Origin of the sequence: Pseudomonas sp. B14(2022) (assembly GCF_012030485.1) — a bacterium.
Taxonomy (GTDB): domain Bacteria; phylum Pseudomonadota; class Gammaproteobacteria; order Pseudomonadales; family Pseudomonadaceae; genus Aquipseudomonas.
In genome coordinates this window covers 230,812-256,317 of sequence record NZ_JAAUVM010000001.1, presented here as the reverse complement: position 1 = coordinate 256,317, position 25,506 = coordinate 230,812, and the positions used below count along the sequence as shown (strand labels likewise).

Annotated in this window: 27 protein-coding genes and 1 riboswitch; of the genes, 9 read left to right on the top strand and 18 right to left on the bottom strand. The window is 60.3% G+C overall.

Features of this window, described 5'->3' with window-relative positions; genetic code table 11:
* Window positions 1-175: 175 nt before the first annotated feature.
* From HCF10_RS01290 to HCF10_RS01275, 4 genes are all read right to left on the bottom strand, one after another.
* Window positions 176-1,540 (bottom strand): DUF1329 domain-containing protein, encoded by a 1,365-nt coding sequence (locus tag HCF10_RS01290; RefSeq protein ID WP_131698395.1) that lies wholly within the window; start codon window positions 1,538-1,540, stop codon window positions 176-178.
* 29 nt (window positions 1,541-1,569) lie between these two features.
* Complete coding sequence (locus tag HCF10_RS01285) at window positions 1,570-3,444, bottom strand: DUF1302 domain-containing protein (protein WP_131698396.1); 1,875 nt, start codon at window positions 3,442-3,444, stop codon at window positions 1,570-1,572.
* 330 nt (window positions 3,445-3,774) lie between these two features.
* Window positions 3,775-5,457, bottom strand: coding sequence for a fatty acid--CoA ligase (locus HCF10_RS01280; RefSeq protein ID WP_167654737.1), 1,683 nt, complete (start codon window positions 5,455-5,457; stop codon window positions 3,775-3,777).
* 131 nt (window positions 5,458-5,588) lie between these two features.
* The gene (locus HCF10_RS01275) at window positions 5,589-6,221 is read right to left on the bottom strand and encodes a LysE family translocator (protein ID WP_131698398.1); all 633 of its coding nucleotides are present in this window, start codon (window positions 6,219-6,221) and stop codon (window positions 5,589-5,591) included.
* A gap of 84 nt (window positions 6,222-6,305) precedes the next feature.
* Here HCF10_RS01275 and HCF10_RS01270 point away from each other — a divergent pair, with 84 nt between their 5' ends.
* The 3 genes from HCF10_RS01270 (at window position 6,306) to HCF10_RS01260 (ending at window position 9,145) form a co-directional block, all read left to right on the top strand.
* Complete coding sequence (locus tag HCF10_RS01270) at window positions 6,306-7,271, top strand: 2-hydroxyacid dehydrogenase (RefSeq protein ID WP_167654736.1); 966 nt, start codon at window positions 6,306-6,308, stop codon at window positions 7,269-7,271.
* Between the two features lie 30 nt (window positions 7,272-7,301).
* Entirely contained in the window at window positions 7,302-8,300 is a 999-nt protein-coding gene (locus HCF10_RS01265) for a class I SAM-dependent methyltransferase (protein WP_167654735.1), read from the top strand.
* Window positions 8,301-8,350: 50 nt separating this feature from the next.
* A riboswitch (yybP-ykoY riboswitch) is annotated at window positions 8,351-8,472 on the top strand.
* Window positions 8,473-8,560: 88 nt separating this feature from the next.
* Window positions 8,561-9,145 (top strand): TMEM165/GDT1 family protein, encoded by a 585-nt coding sequence (locus HCF10_RS01260; RefSeq protein ID WP_092487038.1) that lies wholly within the window; start codon window positions 8,561-8,563, stop codon window positions 9,143-9,145.
* A gap of 81 nt (window positions 9,146-9,226) precedes the next feature.
* On the opposite strand, the gene HCF10_RS01255 is transcribed toward HCF10_RS01260, so the two are convergent.
* The 4 genes from HCF10_RS01255 to HCF10_RS01240 all read right to left on the bottom strand — a co-directional run bounded on the left by HCF10_RS01255 (window position 9,227) and on the right by HCF10_RS01240 (window position 11,307).
* On the bottom strand, window positions 9,227-10,045 hold the full coding sequence (locus HCF10_RS01255) for a M48 family metallopeptidase (RefSeq protein ID WP_131698401.1): 819 nt from the start codon (window positions 10,043-10,045) through the stop codon (window positions 9,227-9,229).
* Between the two features lie 150 nt (window positions 10,046-10,195).
* Window positions 10,196-10,816, bottom strand: coding sequence for an SOS response-associated peptidase (locus HCF10_RS01250; protein ID WP_131698402.1), 621 nt, complete (start codon window positions 10,814-10,816; stop codon window positions 10,196-10,198).
* 36 nt (window positions 10,817-10,852) lie between these two features.
* Entirely contained in the window at window positions 10,853-11,113 is a 261-nt protein-coding gene (locus HCF10_RS01245; protein ID WP_131698403.1) for a putative signal transducing protein, read from the bottom strand.
* 11 nt (window positions 11,114-11,124) lie between these two features.
* The gene (locus HCF10_RS01240; RefSeq protein ID WP_027604787.1) at window positions 11,125-11,307 is read right to left on the bottom strand and encodes a CPXCG motif-containing cysteine-rich protein; all 183 of its coding nucleotides are present in this window, start codon (window positions 11,305-11,307) and stop codon (window positions 11,125-11,127) included.
* Window positions 11,308-11,440: 133 nt separating this feature from the next.
* Here HCF10_RS01240 and HCF10_RS01235 point away from each other — a divergent pair, with 133 nt between their 5' ends.
* Window positions 11,441-12,604 carry a 1-acyl-sn-glycerol-3-phosphate acyltransferase gene (locus HCF10_RS01235; protein WP_178116709.1) on the top strand — a complete coding sequence of 388 codons (1,164 nt, stop codon included), beginning with the start codon at window positions 11,441-11,443 and terminating at the stop codon, window positions 12,602-12,604.
* A gap of 34 nt (window positions 12,605-12,638) precedes the next feature.
* On the opposite strand, the gene HCF10_RS01230 is transcribed toward HCF10_RS01235, so the two are convergent.
* Window positions 12,639-12,896 carry a hypothetical protein gene (locus HCF10_RS01230; RefSeq protein WP_131698405.1) on the bottom strand — a complete coding sequence of 86 codons (258 nt, stop codon included), beginning with the start codon at window positions 12,894-12,896 and terminating at the stop codon, window positions 12,639-12,641.
* A gap of 183 nt (window positions 12,897-13,079) precedes the next feature.
* On the opposite strand from HCF10_RS01230, the gene HCF10_RS01225 reads away from it, so the two are divergent.
* Complete coding sequence (locus HCF10_RS01225; RefSeq protein ID WP_090409383.1) at window positions 13,080-13,289, top strand: hypothetical protein; 210 nt, start codon at window positions 13,080-13,082, stop codon at window positions 13,287-13,289.
* Between the two features lie 58 nt (window positions 13,290-13,347).
* On the opposite strand, the gene HCF10_RS01220 is transcribed toward HCF10_RS01225, so the two are convergent.
* Window positions 13,348-13,935: a YajG family lipoprotein gene (locus tag HCF10_RS01220; RefSeq protein ID WP_131698406.1), complete on the bottom strand. Its 588-nt coding sequence runs from the start codon at window positions 13,933-13,935 to the stop codon at window positions 13,348-13,350.
* Window positions 13,936-14,129: 194 nt separating this feature from the next.
* Here HCF10_RS01220 and HCF10_RS01215 point away from each other — a divergent pair, with 194 nt between their 5' ends.
* On the top strand, window positions 14,130-14,363 hold the full coding sequence (locus HCF10_RS01215; RefSeq protein WP_131698407.1) for a hypothetical protein: 234 nt from the start codon (window positions 14,130-14,132) through the stop codon (window positions 14,361-14,363).
* Window positions 14,364-15,092: 729 nt separating this feature from the next.
* Entirely contained in the window at window positions 15,093-16,619 is a 1,527-nt protein-coding gene (mqo, locus tag HCF10_RS01210; RefSeq protein ID WP_167654734.1) for a malate dehydrogenase (quinone), read from the top strand.
* Window positions 16,620-16,749: 130 nt separating this feature from the next.
* Here mqo and HCF10_RS01205 read toward each other — a convergent pair whose 3' ends face one another.
* The 4 genes from HCF10_RS01205 to HCF10_RS01190 form a co-directional block, all read right to left on the bottom strand.
* Window positions 16,750-17,037, bottom strand: coding sequence for a PA4642 family protein (locus HCF10_RS01205; RefSeq protein ID WP_145335328.1), 288 nt, complete (start codon window positions 17,035-17,037; stop codon window positions 16,750-16,752).
* Window positions 17,038-17,169: 132 nt separating this feature from the next.
* Window positions 17,170-17,655, bottom strand: coding sequence for a hypothetical protein (locus tag HCF10_RS01200; RefSeq protein ID WP_145335330.1), 486 nt, complete (start codon window positions 17,653-17,655; stop codon window positions 17,170-17,172).
* A 35-nt stretch (window positions 17,656-17,690) separates the two neighbouring features.
* Window positions 17,691-18,158 carry a WbuC family cupin fold metalloprotein gene (locus HCF10_RS01195; RefSeq protein ID WP_167654733.1) on the bottom strand — a complete coding sequence of 156 codons (468 nt, stop codon included), beginning with the start codon at window positions 18,156-18,158 and terminating at the stop codon, window positions 17,691-17,693.
* Window positions 18,159-18,161: 3 nt separating this feature from the next.
* A complete protein-coding gene (locus HCF10_RS01190; RefSeq protein WP_131698412.1) occupies window positions 18,162-18,719 on the bottom strand; it encodes a hypoxanthine-guanine phosphoribosyltransferase in 558 nt (185 codons plus the stop codon).
* 163 nt (window positions 18,720-18,882) lie between these two features.
* Here HCF10_RS01190 and upp point away from each other — a divergent pair, with 163 nt between their 5' ends.
* The gene (gene upp / locus HCF10_RS01185) at window positions 18,883-19,521 is read left to right on the top strand and encodes a uracil phosphoribosyltransferase (RefSeq protein WP_027604798.1); all 639 of its coding nucleotides are present in this window, start codon (window positions 18,883-18,885) and stop codon (window positions 19,519-19,521) included.
* Window positions 19,522-19,523: 2 nt separating this feature from the next.
* The gene (locus tag HCF10_RS01180) at window positions 19,524-20,798 is read left to right on the top strand and encodes a uracil-xanthine permease family protein (protein WP_131698413.1); all 1,275 of its coding nucleotides are present in this window, start codon (window positions 19,524-19,526) and stop codon (window positions 20,796-20,798) included.
* 68 nt (window positions 20,799-20,866) lie between these two features.
* Here the strand turns inward: HCF10_RS01180 and hisC are convergent, their stop codons facing one another.
* From hisC to murA, 4 genes are all read right to left on the bottom strand, one after another.
* Complete coding sequence (gene hisC, locus HCF10_RS01175) at window positions 20,867-21,919, bottom strand: histidinol-phosphate transaminase (RefSeq protein WP_131698414.1); 1,053 nt, start codon at window positions 21,917-21,919, stop codon at window positions 20,867-20,869.
* A gap of 3 nt (window positions 21,920-21,922) precedes the next feature.
* Window positions 21,923-23,242 carry a histidinol dehydrogenase gene (hisD, locus tag HCF10_RS01170; RefSeq protein WP_131698415.1) on the bottom strand — a complete coding sequence of 440 codons (1,320 nt, stop codon included), beginning with the start codon at window positions 23,240-23,242 and terminating at the stop codon, window positions 21,923-21,925.
* A gap of 128 nt (window positions 23,243-23,370) precedes the next feature.
* Window positions 23,371-24,006 (bottom strand): ATP phosphoribosyltransferase, encoded by a 636-nt coding sequence (gene hisG, locus HCF10_RS01165; protein ID WP_167654732.1) that lies wholly within the window; start codon window positions 24,004-24,006, stop codon window positions 23,371-23,373.
* 213 nt (window positions 24,007-24,219) lie between these two features.
* Window positions 24,220-25,485, bottom strand: a complete 1,266-nt coding sequence (murA, locus tag HCF10_RS01160) for a UDP-N-acetylglucosamine 1-carboxyvinyltransferase (protein WP_024073479.1) — start codon at window positions 25,483-25,485, stop codon at window positions 24,220-24,222.
* Window positions 25,486-25,506: the final 21 nt, after the last annotated feature.

Genomic DNA, 25,506 nt, shown 5'->3' with positions numbered 1-25,506 from the left:
AGTTTGTAGATCTTTGCAACATTTGCCTGAAAAAGAACTGAGACAAGAAATATCGCCACAAACAAAAAGTGGGAGGGGGCTTGCTCCCGATAGAGGCGGATCAGTCAATGCATGCGCTGACTGTCACATCGCTATCGGGGGTAAGCCCCCTCCCACATTGAGGCGCTAGTGGAATTTAGCGAACACCTTCCTGGCGCAGGGCCGCTGGGGTGAAGTCGCTGGTGGTGGCGGTGAAGCCGAAGTCATAGGCCTGTTTCTCTTCGTTCTTCATGCCCAGTGCCAGGTAACGGCCGGACTGCAGGTCGTAGAGGGTTTCGAGGGCGTACCACGGTACTTGCTTGTCGTAGTAGTTCTCGGCATGGGCCTCGGCAACGCGCCACAGTTGGCCACGGCCGTCGTAGTGGTCGATCACTGCGGCTTGCCAGGTGTCTTCGTCGATGTAAAAGTCACGCTTGGCATAGATATGGCGCTGGCCTTCCTTCAAGGTGGCGACCACGTGCCAGACACGGCGCAGCTCGTAGCGTGTCAGGTCCTGGTTGATGTGGCCGGCCTTGATGATGTCGGCGTACTTGAGCTTCGGATCGTCGATCTTGTAGCTGTTGGAGGCGATGTAGATTTCCTTCTTGCCTTCCAGTTTCCAGTCGTAGCGGTCCGGCGCACCGTTGTACATGTCGAGGTTGTCGGAGGTCCGCAGGCCATCGGCGGCGGTACCCGGCCCGTCATAGGACACTTGCGGTGCCCGGCGCACACGGCGCTGGCCGGCGTTGTAGACCCACGCCGAACGCGGCTCCTTCACCTGGTCCAGGGTTTCGTGCACCAGCAGCACACCACCGGCCAGACGTGCCGGCGCGGTCACTTGCTGCTTGAAGTAGAACAGGATGTTGCCTGGGTTTTTCGGGTCGAAGTCCTTCATCTTGTCGCGGAACACGAACTGGTCGCGGAAGTACACCAAGCTGTAGGAACCGTTGGTTTGCGGCGTGGCCTGGGTCACCAGACGAGTCACGCTGCCCCCGCGATAACGGGTGATGTGGTTCCAGATCACTTCCACACCGCTTTTCGGGATAGGGAACGGTATGGCGGTTTCGAAGTTCTCCAGGCCGTTGCCGCCAGACACCAGGTTGGTGGTGGTGGCGTTCTTCTTGATGGATGCGAACACATCGGCCGGCACGGTAGCGCCGCGATGAGTTGGGTAGACCGGCATCTTGAAGGTTTCCGGGTAACGCTTGAACATCGCGTACTGCCCCGGTGCCAGCTTGTCTTTGTACTGCTCGACGTTCTGCGCGGTGATGGTGAACTGCGGCTGCTCACTGGCGTAAGGGTTGGCGAGGAAACCTTTGGCATCCACGGCGCCGGCGTTGGTCGGCATCGGCGACCATTTCGGGATGGTGCCGGCGGCGTTACCGGCCATTTCCGCACCCATCGGTGTCAGGGTCGTGCCCAGCTTGGCGGCTTCATCCGCCGACACTGCCGCCATGACATTGCTCGCCAGGATCGACAGTCCAAGCACACCCACGTGCAACAGACTTTTGGTTATTTTCATGTTCTGGTCTTCCTGAAAATACAGTGTGCTTAGAAGTTCGCGCCGAAGCTCAGGGCGACGAAGTCGCGGTCACTCGAGGTATTGAAGTCGCCCCCAAAGAAGTTGGTATAGGCAAGGCTCGCTGTGTAGGTGTTCTGATACTCAGCATCCAACCCCAGGCTCACCGCTTTGCGACCCTCTTCAAAGTTGCCACCAGGACCTGGCGAATAACCGCTCACGTCATGGGACCACGCCACGTTGGGTTTGAGATTCACACCGGCAAAGACATCCGGGTATTCCCAGATTGCGCGGCCACGGTAGCCCCAGGAAGTGGAGGTGGTGAAGCCATCATTGTTGCAGTTAGCCGTACGGTTGCTGGCATCGGCACCAGGACCGGCACCGGTGATCGTGCCGGAGTTAAGCGTTGCACAGAGAGCACCTTGTCCAGGGCCGTACACAGGGTCACGCCCGTAACGCGCTTTGTCGCGGCTTTCCAAGCCCCCCACATGCGTCACGCCCACTTCGCCGACCAGCGTAAGACGACTGGCACCCATGACCTGATCGAAAAAGTGCGTGAAGGTTGTCTGGAACTGAGTGATTTCCTTACGGCGATAGCCGTTCAGGTCCGTGTCGGCAGCACCCTTGAGCGGAGAAGCAGCGCCCAGACCAATCAGCGGCGTGACGCCCGCGTAGAGGATGTCAGTGGTATTGAGTTGCACCGGAGCGTTTGGTCGGTAGCTGAGTTCTCCGCTCCATGCCGTGCCGGTAGGTAACGTCGTGGAGAAGCTCAAGCCATAAAGGCGGATATCCTCTGGGTACTCGACAAAGTAGCTGGAGTTACCCGCGACAATGAGCGGACGCAGGCCCACCGCCGGCGTAGGTGTCAGAGAGTTGGCCGCTGCATAAGTCGCAGCCGACGCCCCCCGCGCACTGAAAATCGGAGCCCGGCTGTGATAGTTCATGAAGTAGGCGCCGAACTCGGTGTCCAGCGGTTCGTAGTTATAGTGAAACGCCACGCCGAATTGACCACTGTCGCGCGCATCACGATCAGGCCCACGCTTGACCAGCACGCCCTCTTCGTTAACGTTGACCCCAAAGTTGTTCAGCAGCGGTAACGCGCCAGGCTGAGTCGCGAGGAACGAACGTTTGCTGAGCAGTCGGAGGTTGTCCGTACAGCCATCGGAAATAACATCAGGCTGAGAGAAGAACGTCCCGCAGTTATCCGTAACGGTCTGGTCCCATTCCAACTGATAAAACGCTTCTGCCGACAAGTTATCGGTCAGGGTTTGCGACACATAGAACATGTTGACCGGAATCAAGCCTTCCTTGATTTCGGCACCCGGACGACGGAATGCGGACACGTCGATCGGGTTGACGGAGTTGATGCCGCCGCCGATGAAGGTGCTTTCACCCCAGCTCACTACCTGCTTACCGAACCGCACGTTGCCGGGCTGATCGGCAATGGAATAGTTGTGGTAGATAAACGCATCAAGAATCTGCCCACCAGAAGACTTGGCGCCCTCTTTGCGGTTGTTATCGCTGATGTCCTTGAACTCACGGCTTTCATCCTTGAGTTCGAAGTCATACCAGTACTTGCCGCGCACAAACACACCGGTATCGCCGTACTTCAGTTCCAGATCGTGGATACCCTTGAATATCTTCGAAAACGTTTCCCCACGCTTGAAGTTCAAGTGGCCGTCATCGGAGGTCTGGGACAATCCCTTGCCACCATTGTTGACGCCAATGAGGTCACGGTTGGGCTTGGCTGTCGACCAGCTCGCCCCCACAGACAGCGACGAGTCAAAACTCCCTTCGATTTCACCGATATTGAAACTGACGCCGAATGCGGGCCCGGCGAGCGTAGAGGCGAGACTGACGGCCAGGGGCAGTCTTGCCCGGCGCCAGAACTGGTTTACTGAGGTCATCGACGCTACTCCATGTGCATTATTGTTATGGCAGTGAGTTCTTTCTGTGATGCTTGTAACGGCCGGAATACAACGATTCCAATGCCGCCTGGCAACTGAACCTCCATGGCCCGAAGCGACGCATCCTTGAAAAACTCTGGGTGGGACTATAGCCAGCAGGGGGTACCGCTTGATCCCTCTAAAGTGTGATTTGCATCACCAACCCGTCTGCCACAGTCCTTTCGCCATGTCGGCGAAGGCCGACGCGGCAAGGATGGCTGAAAATTGGCAAATCACAAGTGAAGGCGCGAGATAGAGCATCGCCGTGCCACGAGGGCACGGCAAATCAGCTCAGAGGGTGGACAGGAAGGTGCTGTTGTTGGCCTGCCATTCAATGATGTCAACGCGGATACGTTTTTTGTCGAGCTTGCCGACACTGGTCTTGGGAATTTCCGTAACAACGGCAATCTGGCTCGGAATCGCCCACTTGCTCAAATGGCCCAATTCGACAAAAGGCTTGAGATGTTCCTTGAGCTCGCGAGCCCCAATCTCATGGCCATCACGCACCACCAACAACGCAAACGGGCGCTCGCCCCACTGCGGGTCGGCGATGCCCACCACCGCTACTTCGCGTACCGCCGGGTGACGGCTTACCAATTCTTCGAGGGCCAGGGAGGAGATCCACTCGCCGCCGGTCTTGATCACATCCTTGATGCGGTCGCGAATATCGATCACGCCAAATGCATCGAGGGTGGCCACGTCGCCCGTGTGCATCCAGCCGCCCGCCCACAGCTCGGCGCCCTTCTGCGGCTCGTTGTAATAACCCTCGGTCAGCCACGGCGCGCGCAGGACCAACTCGCCCTGGGACTCGCCGTCGGCGGGCAGAAAGTTACCCTCAGCGTCCATGATCGCCGCCTCCACCAATGGCCCAGGCACACCGGCCTTGATGCGGTAGGTGATGCGCTCGTCCTCGGTGCCGGCCATCAGTTCTTCGTTGAGGTGGGCGCAGGACACCAGCGGACCGGTCTCGGACATGCCGTACGCGGCGGTCAGTTGAATCCCACGGGCCTTTGCCGCCTCATACAGCGTACGGTTGAGGGCGCTGCCACCGATGACGATTTTCCAACCGCCAAAATCCACGCCTTGGGCGGCCTTGGCGTTGAGCACCATTTGCAGGATGGTCGGCACGCAGTGGGAGAAGGTGACCTTCTCCTTGCGCCACAGCTCCACCAGGTATTCCGGGTCGTAGCGGCCGGGGTAGACCTGTTTCAGGCCGAGCATGGTCGCCACATACGGCAGGCCCCAGGCATGCACGTGGAACATCGGCGTGATCGGCATGTACACGTCGTTGGTGCCCAGCAGGCGCACGCTGTCGACGCTGCCCATGATGGTCGCCACGCCGATGGTGTGCAGCACCAGCTGGCGATGGGTGAAGTACACGCCCTTGGGGTTACCGGTGGTGCCGGTGGTGTAGAAGGTGGTGGCGACGGAGTGTTCGTCGAAGTCCTGGAAGTCGTACTTCGGGCTGGCGGCAGCCAACAGGGTTTCATACTCACCCACCAGGTTGGGCAGCTCGGCGGTCTTGGCTTCGCCGTCAGTGAGCAGCAGGGTCTTGTCGACGGTGGTGAGCTGCCCGGCAATGGCCTGGTAGAGCCCCACGAACTCGCTGTTGACCAGTACGAAGCGGTCCTCGGCGTGGTTCATGGTGTAGAGAATCTGTTCCGGCGACAGGCGCACGTTGATGGTGTGGATTACCGCGCCGATCATCGGGATGGCGAACATGCATTCCAGGTAACGATGACTGTCCCAATCCATCACCGCCACCGTGTCACCGGCCTTGACTCCGGCTTCGGTGAGCACGTTAGCCAAGCGCGCGACCCGCTCGATCAAGGTCGGGTAGGTGTAGCGCAGCTTGTCGCGGTAGACGATTTCCCGGGTCTTCTCGTAACGGGTACCGGACATCAACAGGCGCTTGATCAACAGCGGGTATTGATACGCACCTTCGGCGGGCGGAATAACACGGGTCTGCAACATACGAATCCCTTTTATGACTGCACGGTCTTGGCTTGAAGACCTGCACTGTAGAGAGGTTATGTTTCAGCTAAATCAGCCAAAGGAATGATTTGCAGACCGCCGCAAATGCTAGCTTTGCGCCAGCATCCGCCCTATTTCACGCTGGTAAACGCCAACTTCACCCCAATCGCAATCAACACCGCTCCCATGGTCCGATCAAACCAATGCCCCATCCGCGCAAAACCCGCGCGCACGCGTTGCTGGCTGAACAGCATGGCCACCAGGCAGAACCACAACGCCGTCGCCACCGCCAGGTACACGCCGTAACCGGCCTGGATCGCCAGCGGCGTGTGCGGGTTGATCACCACGGTGAACAGCGACAGGAAGAACAACGTCGCCTTGGGGTTCAGGCCGTTGGTGACGAAGCCTGCGGTAAACGCGCCACGCGGGGTACGCTCGCCCGCTTCGCGGTGCAACTCGCCCTCGGCGGCAGGCTTGGCTGGTTTGGCGCGCAGGGCCTTGAAGCCGATGTACAGCAGGTAGGCGGCCGCCGCCCATTTCAGTGCGTTGAACAACACGATGGACTGGGACACGATCAGGCCGATGCCGAGCAACGAATAGCCCACGTGCAGGAAAATCGCCGAGCCCACGCCCAACGCAGTCCAGGTTCCGGCGCGGCGGCCGTGGGTCACACTCTCGCGCACTACCACCGCGAAATCCGGGCCGGGGCTGGCCACCGCCAGCAAGTGAATCAGGGCTACGGTCAAAAACTCGGCGGCGTACATACTCACTCCATTAAGTAACGGATTATTTCATCTGATAGGCTCGGCAGATTACGCCTTCGAACCCTGTCGCAAAAGGTACAGTTGATGACGAACAATCGCCGCGCCGTCTTCCTTGATCACCCCTCCCTGGATCTGGGCGACCTCGACCTCAGCGAGTTGCGGGACAGTTTCAGCGACTTGCAGCTGTTGACGGGCACCACGCCGCAGAATGTGGTCGAGCGTCTCCAAGGCGCGCAGGTGGCGATCAGTAACAAAATCGCGCTCAATCGCGAAACCCTGGAGGCCTGCCCGGAACTCAAGTTGATCCTGGTTTCGGCCACCGGCACCAACAACATTGACCTGGAAGCCGCCCGCGCCCATGGCATCACCGTGAGCAACTGCCAGGGCTACGGCACACCGTCGGTGGCGCAGCACACGATCATGCTGTTGCTCAACCTGGCGACGCGGCTGAAGGACTATCAGCGGGATGTGACTGCCGGCAAATGGCAGGAGGCCAAGCAGTTCTGCCTGCTGGACCACCCGATTGTCGAGCTGGAAGGCAAGACCCTCGGCCTGCTGGGCCATGGCGAGTTGGGCAGTGCCGTGGCGCGCCTGGCCGAAGCCTTCGGGATGCGCGTGCTACTCGGCGCGATTCCCGGGCGCCCTGCCCGTGCCGACCGCGTGCCGCTGGATGAATTGCTGGCGCAGGTGGACGCACTCACCTTGCACTGCCCGCTCAATGAACACACCCGTGACCTCATCGGCGCCCGTGAATTGGCGCTGCTCAAGCCCGGCGCGTTTATCGTCAACACCGCCCGTGGTGGTTTGATCAACGAACAAGCCCTGGTCGATGCCTTGCGCAGCGGCCACTTGGGCGGCGCAGCGACCGATGTGCTGAGTGTTGAGCCTCCGGTCAATGGCAACCCGTTGCTGGCCGGCGATATTCCTCGATTGATCGTCACGCCCCACAATGCCTGGGGCAGCCGTGAAGCGCGCCAGCGTATCGTCGGCCAACTGGCAGAAAACGCCCGGGGCTTTTTCAGCGGCGCCCCGCTGCGCGTCGTCAGTTGATAAACTGCGCCCCTTTTCAAGGAGCAGACCATGGATCCGCGCAGTGAAGTACTGCTTCGTCAGGCCGAACTTTTTCAAGGCAACCTGCTGCTGGTGGGCTTGCCCGCCGATGACCTGCTGGGTCGGCTGCCCAACGCCCACGGCTGGTGCTGGCATGCCGGCGACCAGGCGGCGCTCGACGCACGCTTCCCGGAGCGCAGCCAATTCGGCGTGAACGTGCCCGAGCGTGGGTTTGATGCAGCGGTAATCTTCCTGCCCAAATCCAAGGAGCTCACCGACTACCTGCTCAACGCCGTGGCCGCACGCCTGCCCGGCGCCGAGCTGTTCCTGGTGGGGGAGAAAAAAGGCGGTATCGAAAGTGCCGCCAAACAGATGATTCCCTTCGGCAAACCACGCAAGCTCGACAGCGCGCGGCATTGCCAGCTGTGGCAAATCACCGTGGCCAACGCGCCGCAAGCGGTCGAGCTGGAGAGCCTGGCGCAGGTGTTTGAGGTGCCCCTTGCGGAGGGACCGCTGAAGGTGGTGAGCCTGCCGGGCGTGTTCAGCCACGGCCGTCTGGATCGCGGCACCGAGTTATTGCTGGAGCACTTGGACAAACTGCCGAGCGGCCATTTGCTCGACTTCGGTTGCGGCGCTGGTGTACTGGGGGCGGCGGTCAAACGTCGCTACCCGCACAATACCGTGACGATGCTGGATGTGGATGCTTTCGCCGCCGCCAGCAGCCGCTTGACCCTGGCCGCCAACGGCCTGGAAGCGGAGGTATTGACCGGTGACGGCATCGACGCCGCGCCGATGGGGTTGAATGCAATCTTGAGCAACCCACCGTTCCATGTCGGCGTGCACACCGACTATTTCGCCACCGAGAACCTGCTGCGAAAGGCGGCGAAACATCTGGCAAAAGGTGGCGAACTTCGCCTGGTTGCCAACAGTTTCCTGAAGTACCAGCCGTTGATCGAGGAGCACCTGAGCGTGTGTGCAGTCAAGGCCGAGGGCAATGGTTTTCGCATCTACCGCGCCAAGCGAGGCTGATGGCTATTTGAAAAAGAAGGCTTGCCGAATGGATTTTGCCTAGGCAGAATCCGCTCCGTCCTAGGGGAGTAGTCTCCCACGAGCGCCACGCTCGTCCGGCATACGTCAACATACTTGGTCAACAGGCCATGGCGTATGCGACCCAGGAGTCCGCACAGACGGACCGGGGTTTGACAAGACCTATGACACGCACACCTTACCCGGGGCGGGAAGGCTGTACGTGTCATAGCCGTGTCGACCCGCCCCTGGAAGCCTACCTGATGCTGGATTCATTACTCGTTCCTACCGCAATCGTTGCCTTGGCCGAAATCGGCGACAAGACGCAACTGCTCGCGCTCATCCTTGCCGCACGCTTTCGCAAGCCCTGGCCGATCATCGCCGGCATCGTTGCCGCGACCCTGGCCAACCATGCGGCGGCCGGTGCCGTGGGGGCCTGGTTCGGAAGTTTCTTCTCGGATGCGGTATTGCACTGGATTCTCGCGGCCAGCTTCTGCGCCACCGCGCTGTGGACCCTGGTGCCAGATAAACTCGACGATGACGAAGCCAGCACCTCCCGCAAGTTCGGGCCGTTCCTGACCACACTGATTGCATTCTTCCTGGCGGAAATCGGGGACAAGACCCAGATCGCCACGGTGATGCTGGCGGCGCAATATCCGGAGCTGTGGCTGGTAATTATCGGCACCACCCTGGGCATGCTGATTGCCAACGTACCGGTGGTTCTGGCGGGGAATTTTGCGGCGGAGAAACTGCCGCTGACGTTGATTCGTCGACTGGCGGCTACGGCGTTTTTTGTCCTGGCCATCGTGGCGGTGTACAAGGCCATGCAGAGCAGTGGCTGGATCTAGCTGCAAGCTTCAAGCCTCAAGTTGCAGGAAGAAGCAGTGCTTTTTCTTGCAGCTTGAAGCTTGCTACTTGTAGTTGAAGTCTTAGGACTTCTTGGCCTTCTGGTAGAGCGGCATCACCTTCGGAATCGCCGCCTGCAACGAGGCGATCCGGCTGTCGGAGGCCGGGTGAGTGCTCATGAATTCAGGCGGCGCGCCTTCCGAAGCCTTGGCCATCTTGTTCCACAGCGTGATGGCCGCGTTCGGGTTGTAGCCGGCGCGAGCCGCCAGTTCCAGACCGATCAGGTCCGCTTCGTTTTCATTGCTGCGGCTGTTGGGCAAGGTCATGCCGTAGTTGGCCACGGTATCGGCCAGCGCCAGGCTGTCCTGGCCCAGGCCGAACAGCGCACCGGCGCCCTGCTTGGCCATCTCGATGCCGTAGGCCTTGGACATGGCTTCGCGGCCGTGCTCACGCAAGGCGTGGGCGATTTCATGGCCCATCACCGCAGCCAGTTCATCATCGGTGAGCTTGAGGTTGTCGATCAACGCGCTGTACACGAAAATCTTGCCGCCAGGCCCGCAGTTGGCGTTCATCTCATCGCTCTTGATCAGGTTCACTTCCCACTTCCACTGCGCCGCATCCGGGCGGAAGGTGGGCGCCTGGGCGATCAGGCGATTGGCGATCGCCTGCACGCGCTTGGCATTGGCGCTGGTCTTGTCCAGCTGGCCTTTGCTACTGGCCTCGCCCAGGGTCTGCTGGTAGGACTGGGCGTACATCTGGTCGACTTCCTGGCTCGACAGCATGCTGAACATATATTGCTTGCGCTCAACCCCGACGGCGCCGCCGCTGGTGGTGTTGACCGACTGACACCCGGCCAGCAGCATCGCCGCAGCCAATACACTTACCGCCAATGATTTCTTCATCAATACACTCTCCCTGAAAAGACGCCCTGAAAACATGGCGCGTATCGTAGGCGCTCATTTGTATCGGCGCCAGATACACCAGACGCGTAACCGATGAATTTCGGATACATCTCACACATCCGACAATTCAGCGAGCAATCGGCCTCAGGCTCAGGCCGGGGTCAGGCACTCTGGCCCGTTGAGCTTGGGATCATTGACCATGTTGGCCAGGACCCGCTCGCGCAACGCGACCGGCTCACTGGCCAACAAGCCTTGCAACACATGCAAGGGCGTCTCGGGATCGAGCCAGGCGGCCTGCCCCGCCGCATCCAGAATCAACGGCCGGCGCTGACTCTGGGCGGCCTGGGTCACCACTGCCGTGCTCAGCCACACCTGCTCCTGCACCGGGTATGCCTCCCAGATCGCGGCAAAAAACAAGGTGGAGCCCTCCCCCGGCGTCAGCCAGTACGGGCGTTTGCGCTGGGTGCCGCGCCATTCATAGAAACCGTTGGCCGGCAGCAGGCAACGGCGCTGGCGAAACGCTTCGCGAAACATCGGTTGTTCGGCCAGGGTTTCGGCACGGGCATGGGCCGGGGTGCGGGAAAGGTCCGTCAGCCAGGGCGGCGTCAGGCCCCAGCGCGCCCGGGCCAGGGTGCGCTGGCCTTCGTTCTGGCGCTGGATCAGCACCGAATCATTCGGGGAGATGTTCCACTGGGCCTGCTGGTCGGCCGGGAAGCCAGGCAAGGCAGCAAAGGTAGGGTTCCAGCGAAACAGGGCATAACGTCCACACATGGGGTAACACGACTCTTGGGTAAACCGACCGACAGCCTAACAGACCAATACGTCGGGGAAGCTGTCGGGTTCATCGCCGGGCAGAGGTTGCGCGCCGATATAGGCGGTAATCAGCTCGCGGGCTTCAGCCGCCCGGTCGTTAGCCACTTCCAGCCCCAGCAGGCCAAAGATCGGCAACTCCCCCGTACCGCCGAGCAAATGGCGCCCTACCAGGTGCGCCTCGATGCCCTCGCTGGCAAGCATTTGTTGCAGCAGCTCGCCTTCCATCAGGTTTTCCGGTTCGTAGATTCGCTGCATGGGCGTACCTGTTATTCGTTTTCACTGCGGGTTTCGAGCATCCACTCTTCACCATGGACCTGTAGGTTGAAAATAATCGGTCGGCAACACACCTGACAGTCTTCTATGTACGTCTGATCACCGCCGGATAGATCCACCGCGGTCTCTACCGCTTCACCACAATAAGGACAATCGTACAGCGCAGTTTCCAGCATCGCAGTCTCCCAAGTGACTTGTGCGTATAATCGCCGGTCTATTTACAGGGCTATTTTCCGGCCGGGTCAATTACCTGGGCCACACCCTGGTATTTCCTTTACTTACCCTAGCCGTTTCTAACAAGAGAGCATGATGGGCGAATTCGATACCATCCGACCTTACAACGACAGCGAAGTCCCGGCAGTGCTGGCACGGCTGTTCAGTGACAAGGCCTTTCTGGACATCCTGACCCACTTCCGCTTCCCGCGCTTTGCCGGCACTCTTGGCTGGCTGCTCAAGCCGATGATCGCGCGCAAACTGCGCCGTGAGTTCGCCGGTGTCACCACCGTGGCGACGCTGCAGGACAAAGTCGAGTATTACGTCGACCACACCATTGACCGGGCGACCGACGGCGTGACCTATACCGGCGTGGAACAGCTCAAATCGGGCACTGCCTATGTGTTTCTGGCCAACCATCGCGACATCGTGATGGATCCGGCCTTTGTCAACTATGCCGTCTACCACGCCGGCCTGCCGACGCCACGCATCGCCATCGGCGACAACCTGCTGCAAAAGCCATTTGTCAGCGACCTGATGCGCCTGAACAAGAGCTTCATCGTGCACCGCTCGATCACCGGGCGAAAGGAGAAGATGGCGGCGTTCAACCTGCTGTCGGCCTACATCAACCATTCGATCCGCAACGACTGCCAGTCGATCTGGATCGCCCAGGCCGAAGGCCGCGCCAAGGATGGGGATGACCGCACCGAGTCGGCGATCCTCAAGATGTTCCATGTCAGCCGCAAGGACGAGCCGTTTGCTGAGGTGATCCAGTCACTTAACCTGACGCCGGTGTCCATCAGCTACGAGTACGACCCGTGCGATGCCGCCAAAGCACGTGAGCTGTATATTCGCGCCACCACCGGCACCTACGTCAAGGCACCGGGCGAAGATGACGTCAGTATTGCCCTGGGCATCACTGGCTACAAAGGCCGTGTACATATCAACTTTGCACCGCCGATTACCGAGCGCTTCGAAGACACCAAAGTGCTGGCCGTGGAAATGGATCGGCAGATTCTCGGCGGCTATCGGCTGTTCCCGGTGCACTACCTGGCCTACGCCCAATGGAGCGATGCCGACCCGCAGTTGCAGGTGCCAAAGGCGGCCGACGTGTTCCCGGCGGACGAACTGGCCAAGGCAAAGGCAGAGTGGGAGCGGCGCCTGAGCGAATGCCCGGCCGAGCACCGGCCGTTCCTGGTGGTGCAATACGCGACGCCAGTGCGCAATCAGTATCGGGTCAAGGCTGGAATCCCGCTGTAACTACCGATCAAAAAAATGTGGGAGCGGCGGTTTTTTAGATTCGGGTGCTGAGCCAGGAAATAGCCAGCGCCAACCCAAGGCAGGCGAACCCAATGCGGTAAGCCACACGATTCGCCCGCTCGGTGCGCACATCCAGGAACAGCATGGGCTGGTCAATTGCGCGCTCTTCACTTTGCGCAGCCAGATCAGCCATGGCGCGTTGCTGGCGCAGACGGGTGATGAACAGCAGCGCTGCGCCTGGGCAGGCCACCAATAAAGCCACAACATTGATCAACAGTGCGGGCAGCGCCATCGCAAACCTCGGGTGAAACGGTGTCTGGGTATCGGTTCAGATATCAACCTGAACGGTAGTGGCAGCCAGCGCCAAACCGCTCCCTCTCCCATGGACGGCTAATGTATCCAGTAATTTACGGCGTCACCTGAACGTCACCTTAACAAGCCACTCTGTTGCCCTTCGAACATTCAGGAGCTTGTCATGCTGCACGCGCACAACCAGGATCGGCTGTATCTGATAGCCCCAAGCGACGAGCAAGAGGCGCTGATCGGCGGCCTCGCGTTCAACGTGCAGGACCGCCACTGGCTGGTGTATTGCGCCCTTGGCGGGCACCAGCATGCGGACTTGCCGGAGGCCGATCTGTTGACGGGGGTGAGCATGCTGGACTTTTGTATCGACACGGCCGCGTGAAACTGAAGGCATAAAAAAACCGGACTCATCGCTGAGCCCGGTTTTTTTGTTTGAGCGGTTACTGCGCGCTGAGCAATGAACCGATGCTTGGGTCCTTGAACAGGCGGGTCAAGGCGTCACTCAGGACGTCGCTGACCAGCTTTGTGTTGGTTTCCTGGTTAGGCGACATGCCGAAACGCTGGTTCAGCGAAGCACCGTAACGGCCGCTGTAGCGACGAGTGCCGGCGGTGACGTCGGACTTGAAGGTGGCGCCAATGGACGCCTCGGTCACGTAAAGACCGTCTTTAGGCGACTGATACTTCAATTCGGCCAGGGTGATCGTCAACTGCGGAGCGCCCGGCGCGTTGGGGCTGGGGGTGAACCCCAGCAGGCGCACAGCTGCTTCGGCCTGGGCTTGCAGCTTGGGCAGCACGTCTTGAGCGTTCACCGACACCAGGGCGGTTTCCGGGTACAGGCCACCGCGCGAACCGAGTGTCGGCGAAGGACGACCGTCCACCACCCGTACCGACACCGGCTGGCCGTGGCCCACCGGGGCCAGTTGCGTGGTGATTTTCGGTTCCGGGCTCAGTTGCTGCGGGCTGTTGGCGCAGCCAACCAGGGTCAAGCTGGTCACAGTGATCAAACCGAACAACAGGCGTTGCAACATGCGCTTCTCTCCAGAAATCAGGTACCGACAGGCGGGCAGTATAGCGGGGCGCGCCCGCAGGGAACTAGCGTCAGTTACAACCTATGACCTGTCGCCCCGGCGGCGGTTCGTTGTCACCGATATGTAATAGCCGTTACATCCGCTCGTCATCCCCGACGGGCATGCTTGGCCCCAATCTTAGGAGGTCTATCGCCATGCATTTTCTCTGGTCGCTGTTTACGCGCAAGCCCGCCCTTCGCCAGTTTGCCCTGCTCGATGCGCAAGGCCGTTGCCAGGCCTTCAAAGAGTGCTGCCAGCCTCCCGTCGGCGAAGGCTGGGTGGAAATCGAAGAAATTCGCCTGAGCTGGATGCATCATCCATTGCCGGCCCGCGCCCGTGTAAGCCCACGCCCGGCGCGGTCGTCCCGCCACCAGGCGTTGGCCGCCTGACCGAACGCCTAATAAAAGTCATAAAACACGTCCATTTCCCTGACGTTCTTCGCTACAATCTCCCCCCGATTATAAGGACGTCTCCTGATCGGGCCTCGCAGCATCGTTAATGCCTCGGTATTAACCCCCAAGAATCGCCCACAGAGAGCCGCCCACACAGATCGAGTGAAGCTGGCGCGCTTGCTGTTTCCTTTGCAAACTACCCGCCTTTACCGAATCTGCCAGAGCTGCCATTGCGCTCGGCCACTTGAGTTGTTTGCCCGTTTTGCCGCGTGTCGGCAGAGGTTTGCGGGCCAGGTGCCAGGCCGGGGTAGCCCTTTTTTGAGGTTCACGTCTTCAAAAGAGCGTGAAAAAAACGGGTTTTCACAACTTCACAAGAGTGTGGCGAGCAAATGAATAGTTTGGCGTTTGTACAAGCACCATCAGCGTCTGGAACAGCCCAACCACACAGGCCCGAGTACTCCGCAAACACCGGAGCTTGAGCCTGTCCGCTACGGATTGATTGCACGAATCGCACGCTTTGACCATAAGTCGAATTGCCACAGCCGCCCATGAATGCGTTCATAGGCAGATCAGGCCGGGCAGGAAGCGTGCGCTGAAGTTGCAAAGAATTGCGAAACGGACATGGCGATCCTGGCCATGGGTACCCTGGGGCAACACGTGAACCGCCCCGTCACTCCTGGCAGCCATGCCGTCAATTTGGTGCTGCAGATTTTGGAGACGCGTTAAATGGCGCATAACGAAGCAGTCGACGTAGTACTGGTAGGGGCCGGCATCATGAGTGCCACCCTGGCCGTACTGCTCAAAGAGCTCGACCCCGGCCTCAAGCTGGAAGTCGTTGAGCTGATGGACTCGGGTGCCGCGGAGAGTTCCAACCCGTGGAACAACGCCGGTACCGGCCACGCCGGGCTGTGTGAGCTGAACTACACGCCCCAGGCCGCCGATGGCTCCATCGACATCAAGAAAGCCGTGCACATCAACACCCAGTTCGAGGTGTCGAAGCAGTTCTGGGCCTACCTGACCAAGAAGGGCACCTTTGGCTCGTCCAAGTCCTTTATCTGCCCGGTGCCGCACCTGAGCTTCGTGCAGGGCGAAAAAGGCGTGGAGTTCCTCAGGAAGCGCTTTGAAACCCTCAGCCAGCACCATGCGTTCTCGGACATGCACTACACCGAAGACCGCAGCGAGATGGCCGAGTGGATGCCACTGATGATGCCGGGCCGCCCGCTCGACGAAAAAATCGCGGCCACCCGCGTGATGAACGGCACCGACGTCAACTTCGGCGCCCTGACCAACCAGTTGCTCGCTCACCTGACCAGCTCCCCGGACGCCCAGGTCAAGTACAGCAAGCGCGTGACCGGCCTCAAGCGTAACGGTGCGGGCTGGACCGTGAGCATCAAGGACGTCAACAGCGGCAACAGCCGCGAAGTGGACGCCAAGTTCGTGTTCCTCGGCGCCGGCGGTGCGGCCCTGCCGCTGCTGCAAGCCTCGGGCATCGAAGAAAGCAAAGGGTTTGGCGGTTTCCCGGTCAGCGGCCAGTGGTTGCGTTGCGACAACCCGGAAGTGGTCAAGCACCACCAGGCCAAGGTCTACAGCCAGGCTGCCGTGGGCTCGCCGCCGATGTCCGTGCCGCACCTGGACACCCGCGTAGTCGACGGCAAGAAATCCCTGCTGTTCGGGCCATACGCCGGCTTCACCACCAAGTTCCTCAAGCACGGCTCGTTCCTCGACCTGCCTCTGTCGGTTCGCGCCGGCAACATCGGCCCGATGCTGGCTGTGGCCCGCGATAACATGGACCTGACCAAGTACCTGGTCAGCGAAGTGATGCAATCGATGGAACAGCGCCTGGAATCCCTGCGTCGTTTCTACCCGGAAGCCAAAGCTGAAGACTGGCGCCTGGAAGTGGCCGGCCAACGGGTGCAGATCATCAAGAAGGACCCGAAGAAAGGCGGCGTGCTGCAATTTGGCACCGAGCTGGTCGCGGCCAAGGACGGTTCACTGGCAGCGCTGCTGGGTGCCTCCCCAGGCGCTTCGGTGACGGTGTCGATCATGCTGGACCTGATCGAGCGTTGCTTCCCGCAGAAAGCTGCCGGTGAGTGGGCGACCAAGCTGCACGAGATCTTCCCGGCTCGGGAGAAGGTCCTGGAGACTGATGCTGAGCTGTATCGCAAGATCAACGCGCAGAACAACATCAGCCTGGAGCTGGTTGAACCTGCCGCCGAAACCGATAGGAGCGAGCTTGCTCGCGAAGATCGTTAACGATAACGCCGCGCATCTGGTTTAACGCGGCGTTCTCTGGTTTTTCGCGAGCAAGCTCGCTCCTACAGTAAAAAGCAAAAACGCCCCGTTCTCGCGATGAGAACGGGGCGTTTTTTATGGCCAGGAAGCATCAGCCGCGGGCGTTGTCGATCAGCTCGATGTACTCGGCGGCGTTACGCTGGTCCTTGATCAGGTCGACGAAGGTCTGGCCGTGCTCATCCTTGCCATCCAGGTCCAAACCGGCTTCCTTGAAGAAAACCAGGAAGCGCTCGAAGTCGTCTATACGCAGGCCACGGTAGGCCTTGATCAGTTTGTGCAAGGACGGGGAAATCGCGTCAACCGGCTCGAAGTCCAGGAACAACTTGATCTGATCGTCGCCGATCTCGTCACCAATCACCTGTTTCTTATCTTTACGCATTACCGACTCCAGCCAGCAGACATTTACACGGGGTTTGAAGTCTACCTGTGCAACACAGGCTTCGAAAGCGCTCGAGGACCAATGCGGGACGGGACTTGCCCCCATCCCACACTTGGATCTTCAGTGTTTTTGCTATTTGCTACGAACAGCACCGGTATGCAAATCCGCCCAGATATGCCCGTTGGCGTAACTGAGGAACTGCACATACACCGTGTCATTGCGCAGCAAGTCGACAATCACTCGGTACTGGGCCACCGGGTACGACAGGATCAAGGTTTTACTCTTCTCATCGTATGCCGGCTTTTTCAGGCTTTTGCTTTCGGCATCGAAGTTGAGCACCACCTGGTTGATGGTCGCGCCCTTGTTCAGGGACTTGCCCTTGAGGCGGATCATCAGCGGTGAGGTCACGGGGATCGGTTGCTGGTTGGATTGACGTTGGTTGCCCACCACCACGGTGTACTCGGTGACTTGCAGCAACTGCTGCTGGTCAGGCGCCTCGGCGCGCAGGGCAAGGTCGTCGGCCGGCAGGAATTGGTTGTGCATCGGTGCAGGAGCAGCCGCCAGGGGCAAACTGACGGTCAACGCCAGGGCGGCGCAGGTGCGTATCAACAGGCTCATGGGCCGCTCCGCAAGAGGTGGCCCAGCACTGTAGCTCAATCGAACTGGGCAAGCATCCAGCGTTGATACTCGGCCACGTTGGCGTCGCCTTCGCGGGGCGCCCAATCGGCCAGTTCGCCCTCGCCCACCGGCCGATAAGGCCCGGCCTTGCACTCGAACATCACCGTGTCGGGCGCGAGCACCACCAGGCCATGAAACACGCCAGGCGGCAGGTCGACGCCCGAGCATTCGCCGCCGGCCTGCATCACCCGCTTGGCGAGCACCTCGCCGGTATCGCTGAACACCAGCAAGCCCAAGCGCCCCTGGAGGACCAGCAAGGTTTCCGCCTTGTCAGCGCTCAAGTGCCGATGTGGCGGCACATACGTGTTGGGCTGCAGACCCACGGCCAGGCGATGGCACGGCTCTTCCATTTGATGGAAGTTGTGATGATGCCGACCACGCGGGCTGGCGCCCGCTTTCTCGGCCAGCTCGGCAAACAGCGTCTGATCAAGAAAGTGCGTCATACGTTACATACCTTTGACGGCGTAGATTCCATTGGCGTTGCGCCAGTAGCCTTTGTAATCCATACCGTAACCGAAGATGTAGCGATCGATGCATGGCAAGCCGACGAAATCGGCTTTCAACTCGGGACGGGCCTTGCGGTCGTGGTCTTTGTCGATCAGCACGGCGGTGTGCACTTTGCGTGCGCCAGCGTGTTTGCAGAAGTCGATGATCGCACCCAGGGTGTGGCCCTCATCGAGGATGTCGTCGATGATCAACACGTCGCGGTCGATAAACGAGACTTCCGGCTTGGCTTTCCAGAACAGGTCGCCGCCGGTGGTTTCGTTGCGATAGCGAGTGGCGTGCAGGTAAGACGCTTCCAACGGGAATTGCAGGTGAGTCAGCAATTTGCCGGCGAAAATCAAGCCACCGTTCATCACGCAGAAGACCACCGGGTTGGTGTCGGCCATTTCGCGGGTGATGTGTGCGCCAACCTTGGCGATCGCTGCTTCGACTTGCGCTTCGGTGTACAGGCAGTCAGCCTCGCGCATGATTTGACGGATATGCTCGAGATCAGCGGACATGGCGCTCTCCAAGGGGTGCTGTGGCAAGAAAAGCGGGCAAAGGTACGCATGTGAGGCGCAACGATCAAGCCTTAATGGACTAACGTACTAGATGTCTATAGGACAACACCCTCGGATAGATTAATCTAGGCCGGTTTTTTTGCCCGCCGCCGGAGCCTTTCCCATGCCCACTCGCGAGATCCGCCACCCGCTGATCCGACACAAACTCGGCCTTATGCGCCGTGCCGACATTAGCACGAAGAATTTCCGTGAGCTTGCTCAGGAAGTTGGAGCGCTGCTCACTTACGAAGCCACCAAAGATTTGCCTCTGGAAACCTACGACATCGAAGGTTGGGCAGGCACCGTTCAGGTCGAGAAGATCGCCGGTAAGAAAATCACCGTGGTGCCGATCCTGCGCGCCGGTATCGGCATGCTCGAAGGCGTGCTCAGCCTGATTCCGGGCGCCAAGGTCAGCGCCGTCGGCGTAGCCCGCAACGAAGAAACCCTGCAGGCCCACACCTACCTGGAAAAACTCGTACCGGAAATCAACGAGCGCCTGGCCATGATCATCGACCCGATGCTCGCCACCGGCAGCTCCATGGTTGCCACCATCGACCTGCTGAAAAAAGCCGGTTGCCGGGACATCCGCGCCATGGTGCTGGTGGCCGCGCCCGAAGGCATCGCGGCCGTCGAGAAAGCCCATCCGGACGTGCAGATCTACACCGCCTCCATCGATGAGCGCCTGAACGAACACGGTTACATCATCCCAGGCCTGGGCGATGCCGGTGACAAGATCTTCGGCACCAAGCAGAAGGACGCGTGAGCATGCAGGATGAATTCAACGACCCGCTTTGGCGCCAGATCCTGTCTGGCGCACAGATGCTCTTCGTCGCATTTGGCGCGCTGGTGTTGATGCCACTGATCACAGGTCTTGATCCAAACGTCGCACTGTTCACCGCCGGCCTGGGCACGCTGTTGTTCCAGGTGGTGACAGGGCGGCAGGTGCCGGTCTTCCTGGCGTCGAGCTTTGCCTTCATCACCCCGATTATTCTCGCCAAGGGCCAGTTCGGCCTCGCAGCGACCATGGGCGGGGTGATGGCAGCCGGGTTTGTCTATACCTTCCTCGGCCTGGCCGTGAAGATCAAAGGCACCGGTTTCATCGACCGCCTGCTGCCTCCGGTGGTCATCGGCCCGGTGATTATTTCCATCGGACTGGCCATGGCACCGATCGCCGCGAATATGGCGATGGGGAAATCCGGCGATGGCGCCGAACTGATTCATTACCAGACGGCGATGATGATCTCGATGCCTGCGCTGCTCACCACGTTGATCGTGGCGGTGTTCGGCAAGGGTATCTTCCGCCTGGTGCCGATCATCTCCGGCGTGCTGGTGGGCTTTGCCATGGCCTTCTACTTTGGCGTGGTCGACACGGCAAAAATCGCCGCCGCACCGTGGTTCGCCCTGCCCCACTTCACCGCGCCGGAGTTCAACTGGCAGGCGATCCTGTTTATCGTCCCGGTAGCGCTGGCGCCGGCGATCGAACATATCGGCGGTGTGATTGCAGTAGGCAGCGTGACCGGTCGCGACTACCTGAAGAAGCCTGGCCTGCACCGCACTTTGCTCGGCGACGGCATTGCCACCACCGCCGCCGGCCTGTTTGGCGGCCCACCGAACACCACGTACGCCGAAGTAACGGGCGCGGTGATGCTGACCAAGAACTACAACCCGAAGATCATGACCTGGGCGGCAGTGTTTGCCATCAGCCTGGCGTTCATCGGCAAGTTCGGTGCACTGCTGCAAAGCATCCCGGTGCCGGTGATGGGCGGGATCCTGTGCCTGCTGTTCGGCTCGATTGCTGCGGTGGGGATGAACACGTTGATCCGCCACAGGATCGACCTGGGTGAAGCGCGCAATCTGGTGATTGTGTCGGTGACCCTGGTGTTCGGCATTGGCGGTGTGCTGGTGGGGACCGGTACGGGTCCGGATGACTTCGGCCTGAAGGGCATTGCACTGTGTGCGGTGGTAGCGATTGGCTTGAACCTGCTGCTGCCGGGCAATGATGGCTGGAAGAACAAGAAGCCGGAAGAGCCGCTGATCTAACACATATGGCAGAACCTAATGCGGGAGGGGGCAAGCCCCCTCCCACATTTTTTGATCTTCAGTGTGGCTTAGAGCTCACCCAACCCATCGATCAGCGCCTGGTTCTGCTCCGGCGTACCGATGCTGATCCGCAGGAACTGGGCAATCCGCTCCTGCTTGAAGTGCCGCACAATCACCCCTTGCTCACGCAACTTGGCCGCCAGGCCGGCAGCGTCGTGCCGTGGGTGGCGGGCAAAGATAAAGTTGGCCGCTGACGGCAACACTTCAAAGCCTTTACCTTCCAGTTGCGCGACCAGCTGGTTGCGACTATCGATAACCAACTGGCACGTCTTCTCGAAGTACTCACGATCCTCGAAGGCCGCTGCCGCGCCGACAATCGCCAGGCGATCCAGCGGGTAGGAGTTGAAGCTGTTCTTGACCCGCTCCAGCGCTTCGATGAGGTCCGGGTGGCCCACGGCCAGGCCCACACGCAAACCGGCCAGTGAGCGCGACTTGGACAGGGTCTGGGTCACCAGCAGGTTCGGGTAACGGTCCACCAGACTGATGGCGGTTTCGCCACCGAAGTCGATATAGGCTTCATCGACCACCACCACCGAATCCGGGCTGGCCTTGAGGATCTGCTCCACGGCGTCCAGCGCCAGGACGCAGCCGGTGGGCGCGTTCGGGTTGGGGAAGATGATCCCGCCGTTGGGCTTGGCGTAGTCCGCTACGCGGATCTGGAACTGCTCGTCCAACGGCACCGGGTTGGACTTGATGCCGTAGAGACCGCAGTACACCGGATAGAAGCTGTAGCTGATATCCGGGAACAGCAGCGGCAGCTCGTGCTGGAACAAGCCGTGGAAGATGTGCGCCAGGACTTCATCGGAACCGTTGCCAAGGAACACCTTGCCGGCGTCGATCCCGTAATACTTGGCCACGGCCTGCTTGAGCAGGTCGCTGTTGGGGTCCGGGTACAGGCGCAGGTTGTCGTTCAACTCGGCCTGCATCGCGGCCAACGCCTTGGGAGACGGGCCGTAGGGGTTTTCATTGGTGTTGAGCTTGACCAGTTTGGTCAGCTTCGGTTGCTCGCCGGGCACGTAAGGCACGAGGTCCTTGACGAAGGGGCTCCAGAATTTGCTCATGTGTTATTTCCCCTCTTCCAGGATTCGATACTCAGCACTACGGGCGTGGGCGCTCAGGGATTCACCACGGGCCAGCACCGAGGCGGTCTTGCCCAATTCGGAAGCGCCTTGTGGAGAGCAAAAGATGATCGACGAACGTTTCTGGAAGTCATACACCCCCAGCGGCGACGAGAAGCGCGCGGTGCCGGAAGTCGGCAGCACGTGGTTAGGGCCGGCGCAGTAGTCGCCCAGCGCTTCGCTGGTGTGGCGGCCCATGAAGATCGCACCCGCATGGCGAATCGACGGCAGCCAGGCCTGCGGATCGGCCACGGACAGCTCCAGGTGCTCCGGCGCGATACGGTTGGCCACTTCGATGGCCTGTTCCATGTCACGCACCAGGATCAGCGCACCACGACCATTGATCGACTTCTCGATGATCTCGGCGCGGTCCATGGTCGGCAGCAGCTTATTGATGCTGGCGGCGACCTTGTCGAGGAACTCGGCGTCGGGGCTGACCAGAATCGCCTGGGCGTCTTCGTCGTGCTCGGCCTGGGAGAACAGGTCCATGGCGATCCAGTCCGGGTCGGTCTGGCCGTCGCACACCACGAGGATTTCCGACGGGCCGGCGATCATGTCGATACCGACCTGGCCGAACACATGGCGCTTGGCAGTGGCGACGTAGATGTTGCCGGGACCGACCACCTTGTCGACCTTCGGCACGCTTTCGGTGCCATAAGCCAGGGCGGCAACCGCTTGGGCACCGCCGATGGTGAACACGCGGTCGACACCGGCAATACATGCGGCAGCCAGTACCAGTTCGTTGATTTCACCGCGCGGGGTCGGTACCACCATGACCACTTCGGTCACGCCGGCCACTTTGGCCGGGATCGCGTTCATCAATACTGAGGACGGGTAAGAAGCTTTGCCGCCCGGTACGTACAGACCAGCACGGTCCAGCGGCGTGACCTTCTGGCCCAGCACGGTGCCGTCGGCCTCGGTGTAGCTCCAGGAGTCCTGCTTCTGTTTTTCGTGGTAGCTGCGCACTCGGCTCGCGGCGACTTCGAGGGCTTCGCGCTGTGGCGCGGTGATGCGCGTCAGGGCCAGCTCCAGGCGTTCGCGGGGCAGGATCAGGTCAGACATGGACTTGACGTCCAGACCGTCGAACTGGCGGGTGAAGTCCACCAACGCCGCATCACCGCGCTCGCGCACGGCCTTGATAATGTCGAGCACCCGCTGGTTGACCGAGTCGTCGGACACGCTTTCCCAGCTCAGCAGATGATCCAGATGATGGGCGAAATCCGGGTCGGCAGCGTTGAGTCGGGCAATTGCAGTGGACGTGGTCATAGCGAGGGCCTCAATAGAATTGGCAAAAACTCAGGCGCCCTAAACTAGCAGTCGTTTCCGCTTGGGCACCTGAGAATTCTGGCTATGAGGCGGATAGACGGGCGCAGCTTTTCAGCTACGCAGGTGAGTCAACCGCGGTGTCGAGAGTCCACTGCCTGGCGCAGGGTGTCGATCAACGCCTGGATACGGGCGTGTTGCATCTTCATCGACGCTTTGTTGACGATCAGCCGAGAGCTGATATCGGCGATAAAATCCTGTGGTTCGAGACCGTTGGCACGCAGGGTGTTGCCGGTGTCGACCACGTCGATGATCTTGTCAGCCAGGCCGATCAGCGGCGCCAGCTCCATCGAGCCGTAGAGCTTGATGATGTCGACCTGACGGCCTTGTTCGGCGTAGTAACGCTTGGCAACGTTGACGAACTTGGTGGCCACGCGCAGGCGGCCTTTAGGCTCGACATCACCGACACGGCCGGCGGTCATCAGCTTGCACAGGGCAATGCGCAGGTCCAGCGGCTCGTACAGGCCTTGGCCGCCGTATTCCATCAGCACGTCTTTACCCGCGACGCCGAGGTCGGCCGCGCCATGTTCAACGTAAGTCGGCACGTCGGTAGCCCGTACGATCAGCAGGCGAACGTCGTCCTGGGTCGTAGGGATGATCAGCTTGCGGCTCTTGTCCGGATTCTCGGTCGGCACGATGCCCGCTTCAGCCAGAAGCGGCAAAGTGTCGTCAAGGATGCGGCCCTTGGACAGTGCGATGGTCAACATGGGAAACGTCAATCCTTCATCAGGCTATTGCTGTCCGGTCGCAAACGGCGCCAGACACAGATCGAGGCCATGACAGCCTCGACTTGAAACAAATCAGTGTATGTAGGAGCGAGCTTGCTCGTGAAAAACGTCAACGATAACGCGTTTATTCAGACTCAACGCGGTGCCCACGAGTTCTTCGCGAGCAAGCTCGCTCCTACAATGCAGTGGGGACTAGCCCGGTACGCGGCGGATTTTCGCGCCGAGCATCTGCAGTTTTTCCTCGATGCACTCGTAACCACGGTCGATGTGGTAGATGCGGTCGATCAGGGTATCGCCTTCGGCGATCAGCGCCGAGATCACCAGGCTGGCCGAAGCGCGCAGGTCGGTGGCCATGACTGGCGCGCCCTTGAGCTTCTCGGTGCCGGTAACGATGGCAGTGTTGCCTTCAACCTGGATCTTCGCGCCCATGCGGTGTAGTTCGTACACGTGCATGAAGCGGTTTTCGAAGATGGTTTCGATCACTGCACCCGTGCCTTCGGCAATGGCGTTCAAGGAGATGAACTGCGCCTGCATGTCGGTCGGGAACGCCGGGTACGGAGCGGTACGCACGTTAACGGCTTTTGGCCGCTTGCCGTGCATGTTCAGCTCGATCCAGTCTTCACCGGTGGTGATTTCGGCACCGGCTTCGCGCAGTTTTTCCAGGACCGCTTCCAGAATGGTCGGATCGGTGTCCTTGACCTTGACGCGACCACCGGTGACGGCGGCAGCAACCAGGTAGGTACCGGTCTCGATACGGTCCGGCATCACTTTGTAGGTGGCAGGGTGCAGGCGTTTCACACCGTCAATGGTGATGGTGTCGGTGCCGGCGCCGGTGATGTTGGCACCCATGGCGATCAGGAAGTTGGCCAGGTCGACCACTTCAGGCTCGCGCGCAGCGTTTTGCAGAACACTGCGGCCGTTGGCCAGGGCAGCGGCCATCATGATGTTTTCGGTACCGGTCACGCTGACGGTATCAAAGAAGAAGTTCGCGCCACGCAGGCCGCCTTCCGGCGCCTTGGCCTTGATGTAGCCGCCTTCGACGTCGATGGTCGCGCCCATGGCTTCAAGGCCACGGATGTGCAGGTCCACCGGACGCGAGCCAATGGCGCAACCGCCAGGCAATGCGACTTCGGCCTCGCCGAAACGGGCGACCATCGGGCCCAATACCAAGATCGACGCACGCATGGTTTTCACCAGTTCGTACGGGGCGATCAGGGTCTTGATGGTGCGCGGATCGATTTCGACGGACAGCTTCTCGTCGATTACCGGCTCAATACCCATGCGACCAAACAGCTCGATCATGGTGGTGATGTCGTGCAGGTGCGGCAGGTTGGCTACGGTTACCGGGCCATCGCACAGCAAGGTCGCGGCCAGGATCGGCAAGGCAGAGTTTTTCGCACCGGAAATGCGAATCTCGCCATCGAGGCGGGCACCGCCGGTAATAATCAATTTATCCATAAGAATCTCGACGCCTTGGGG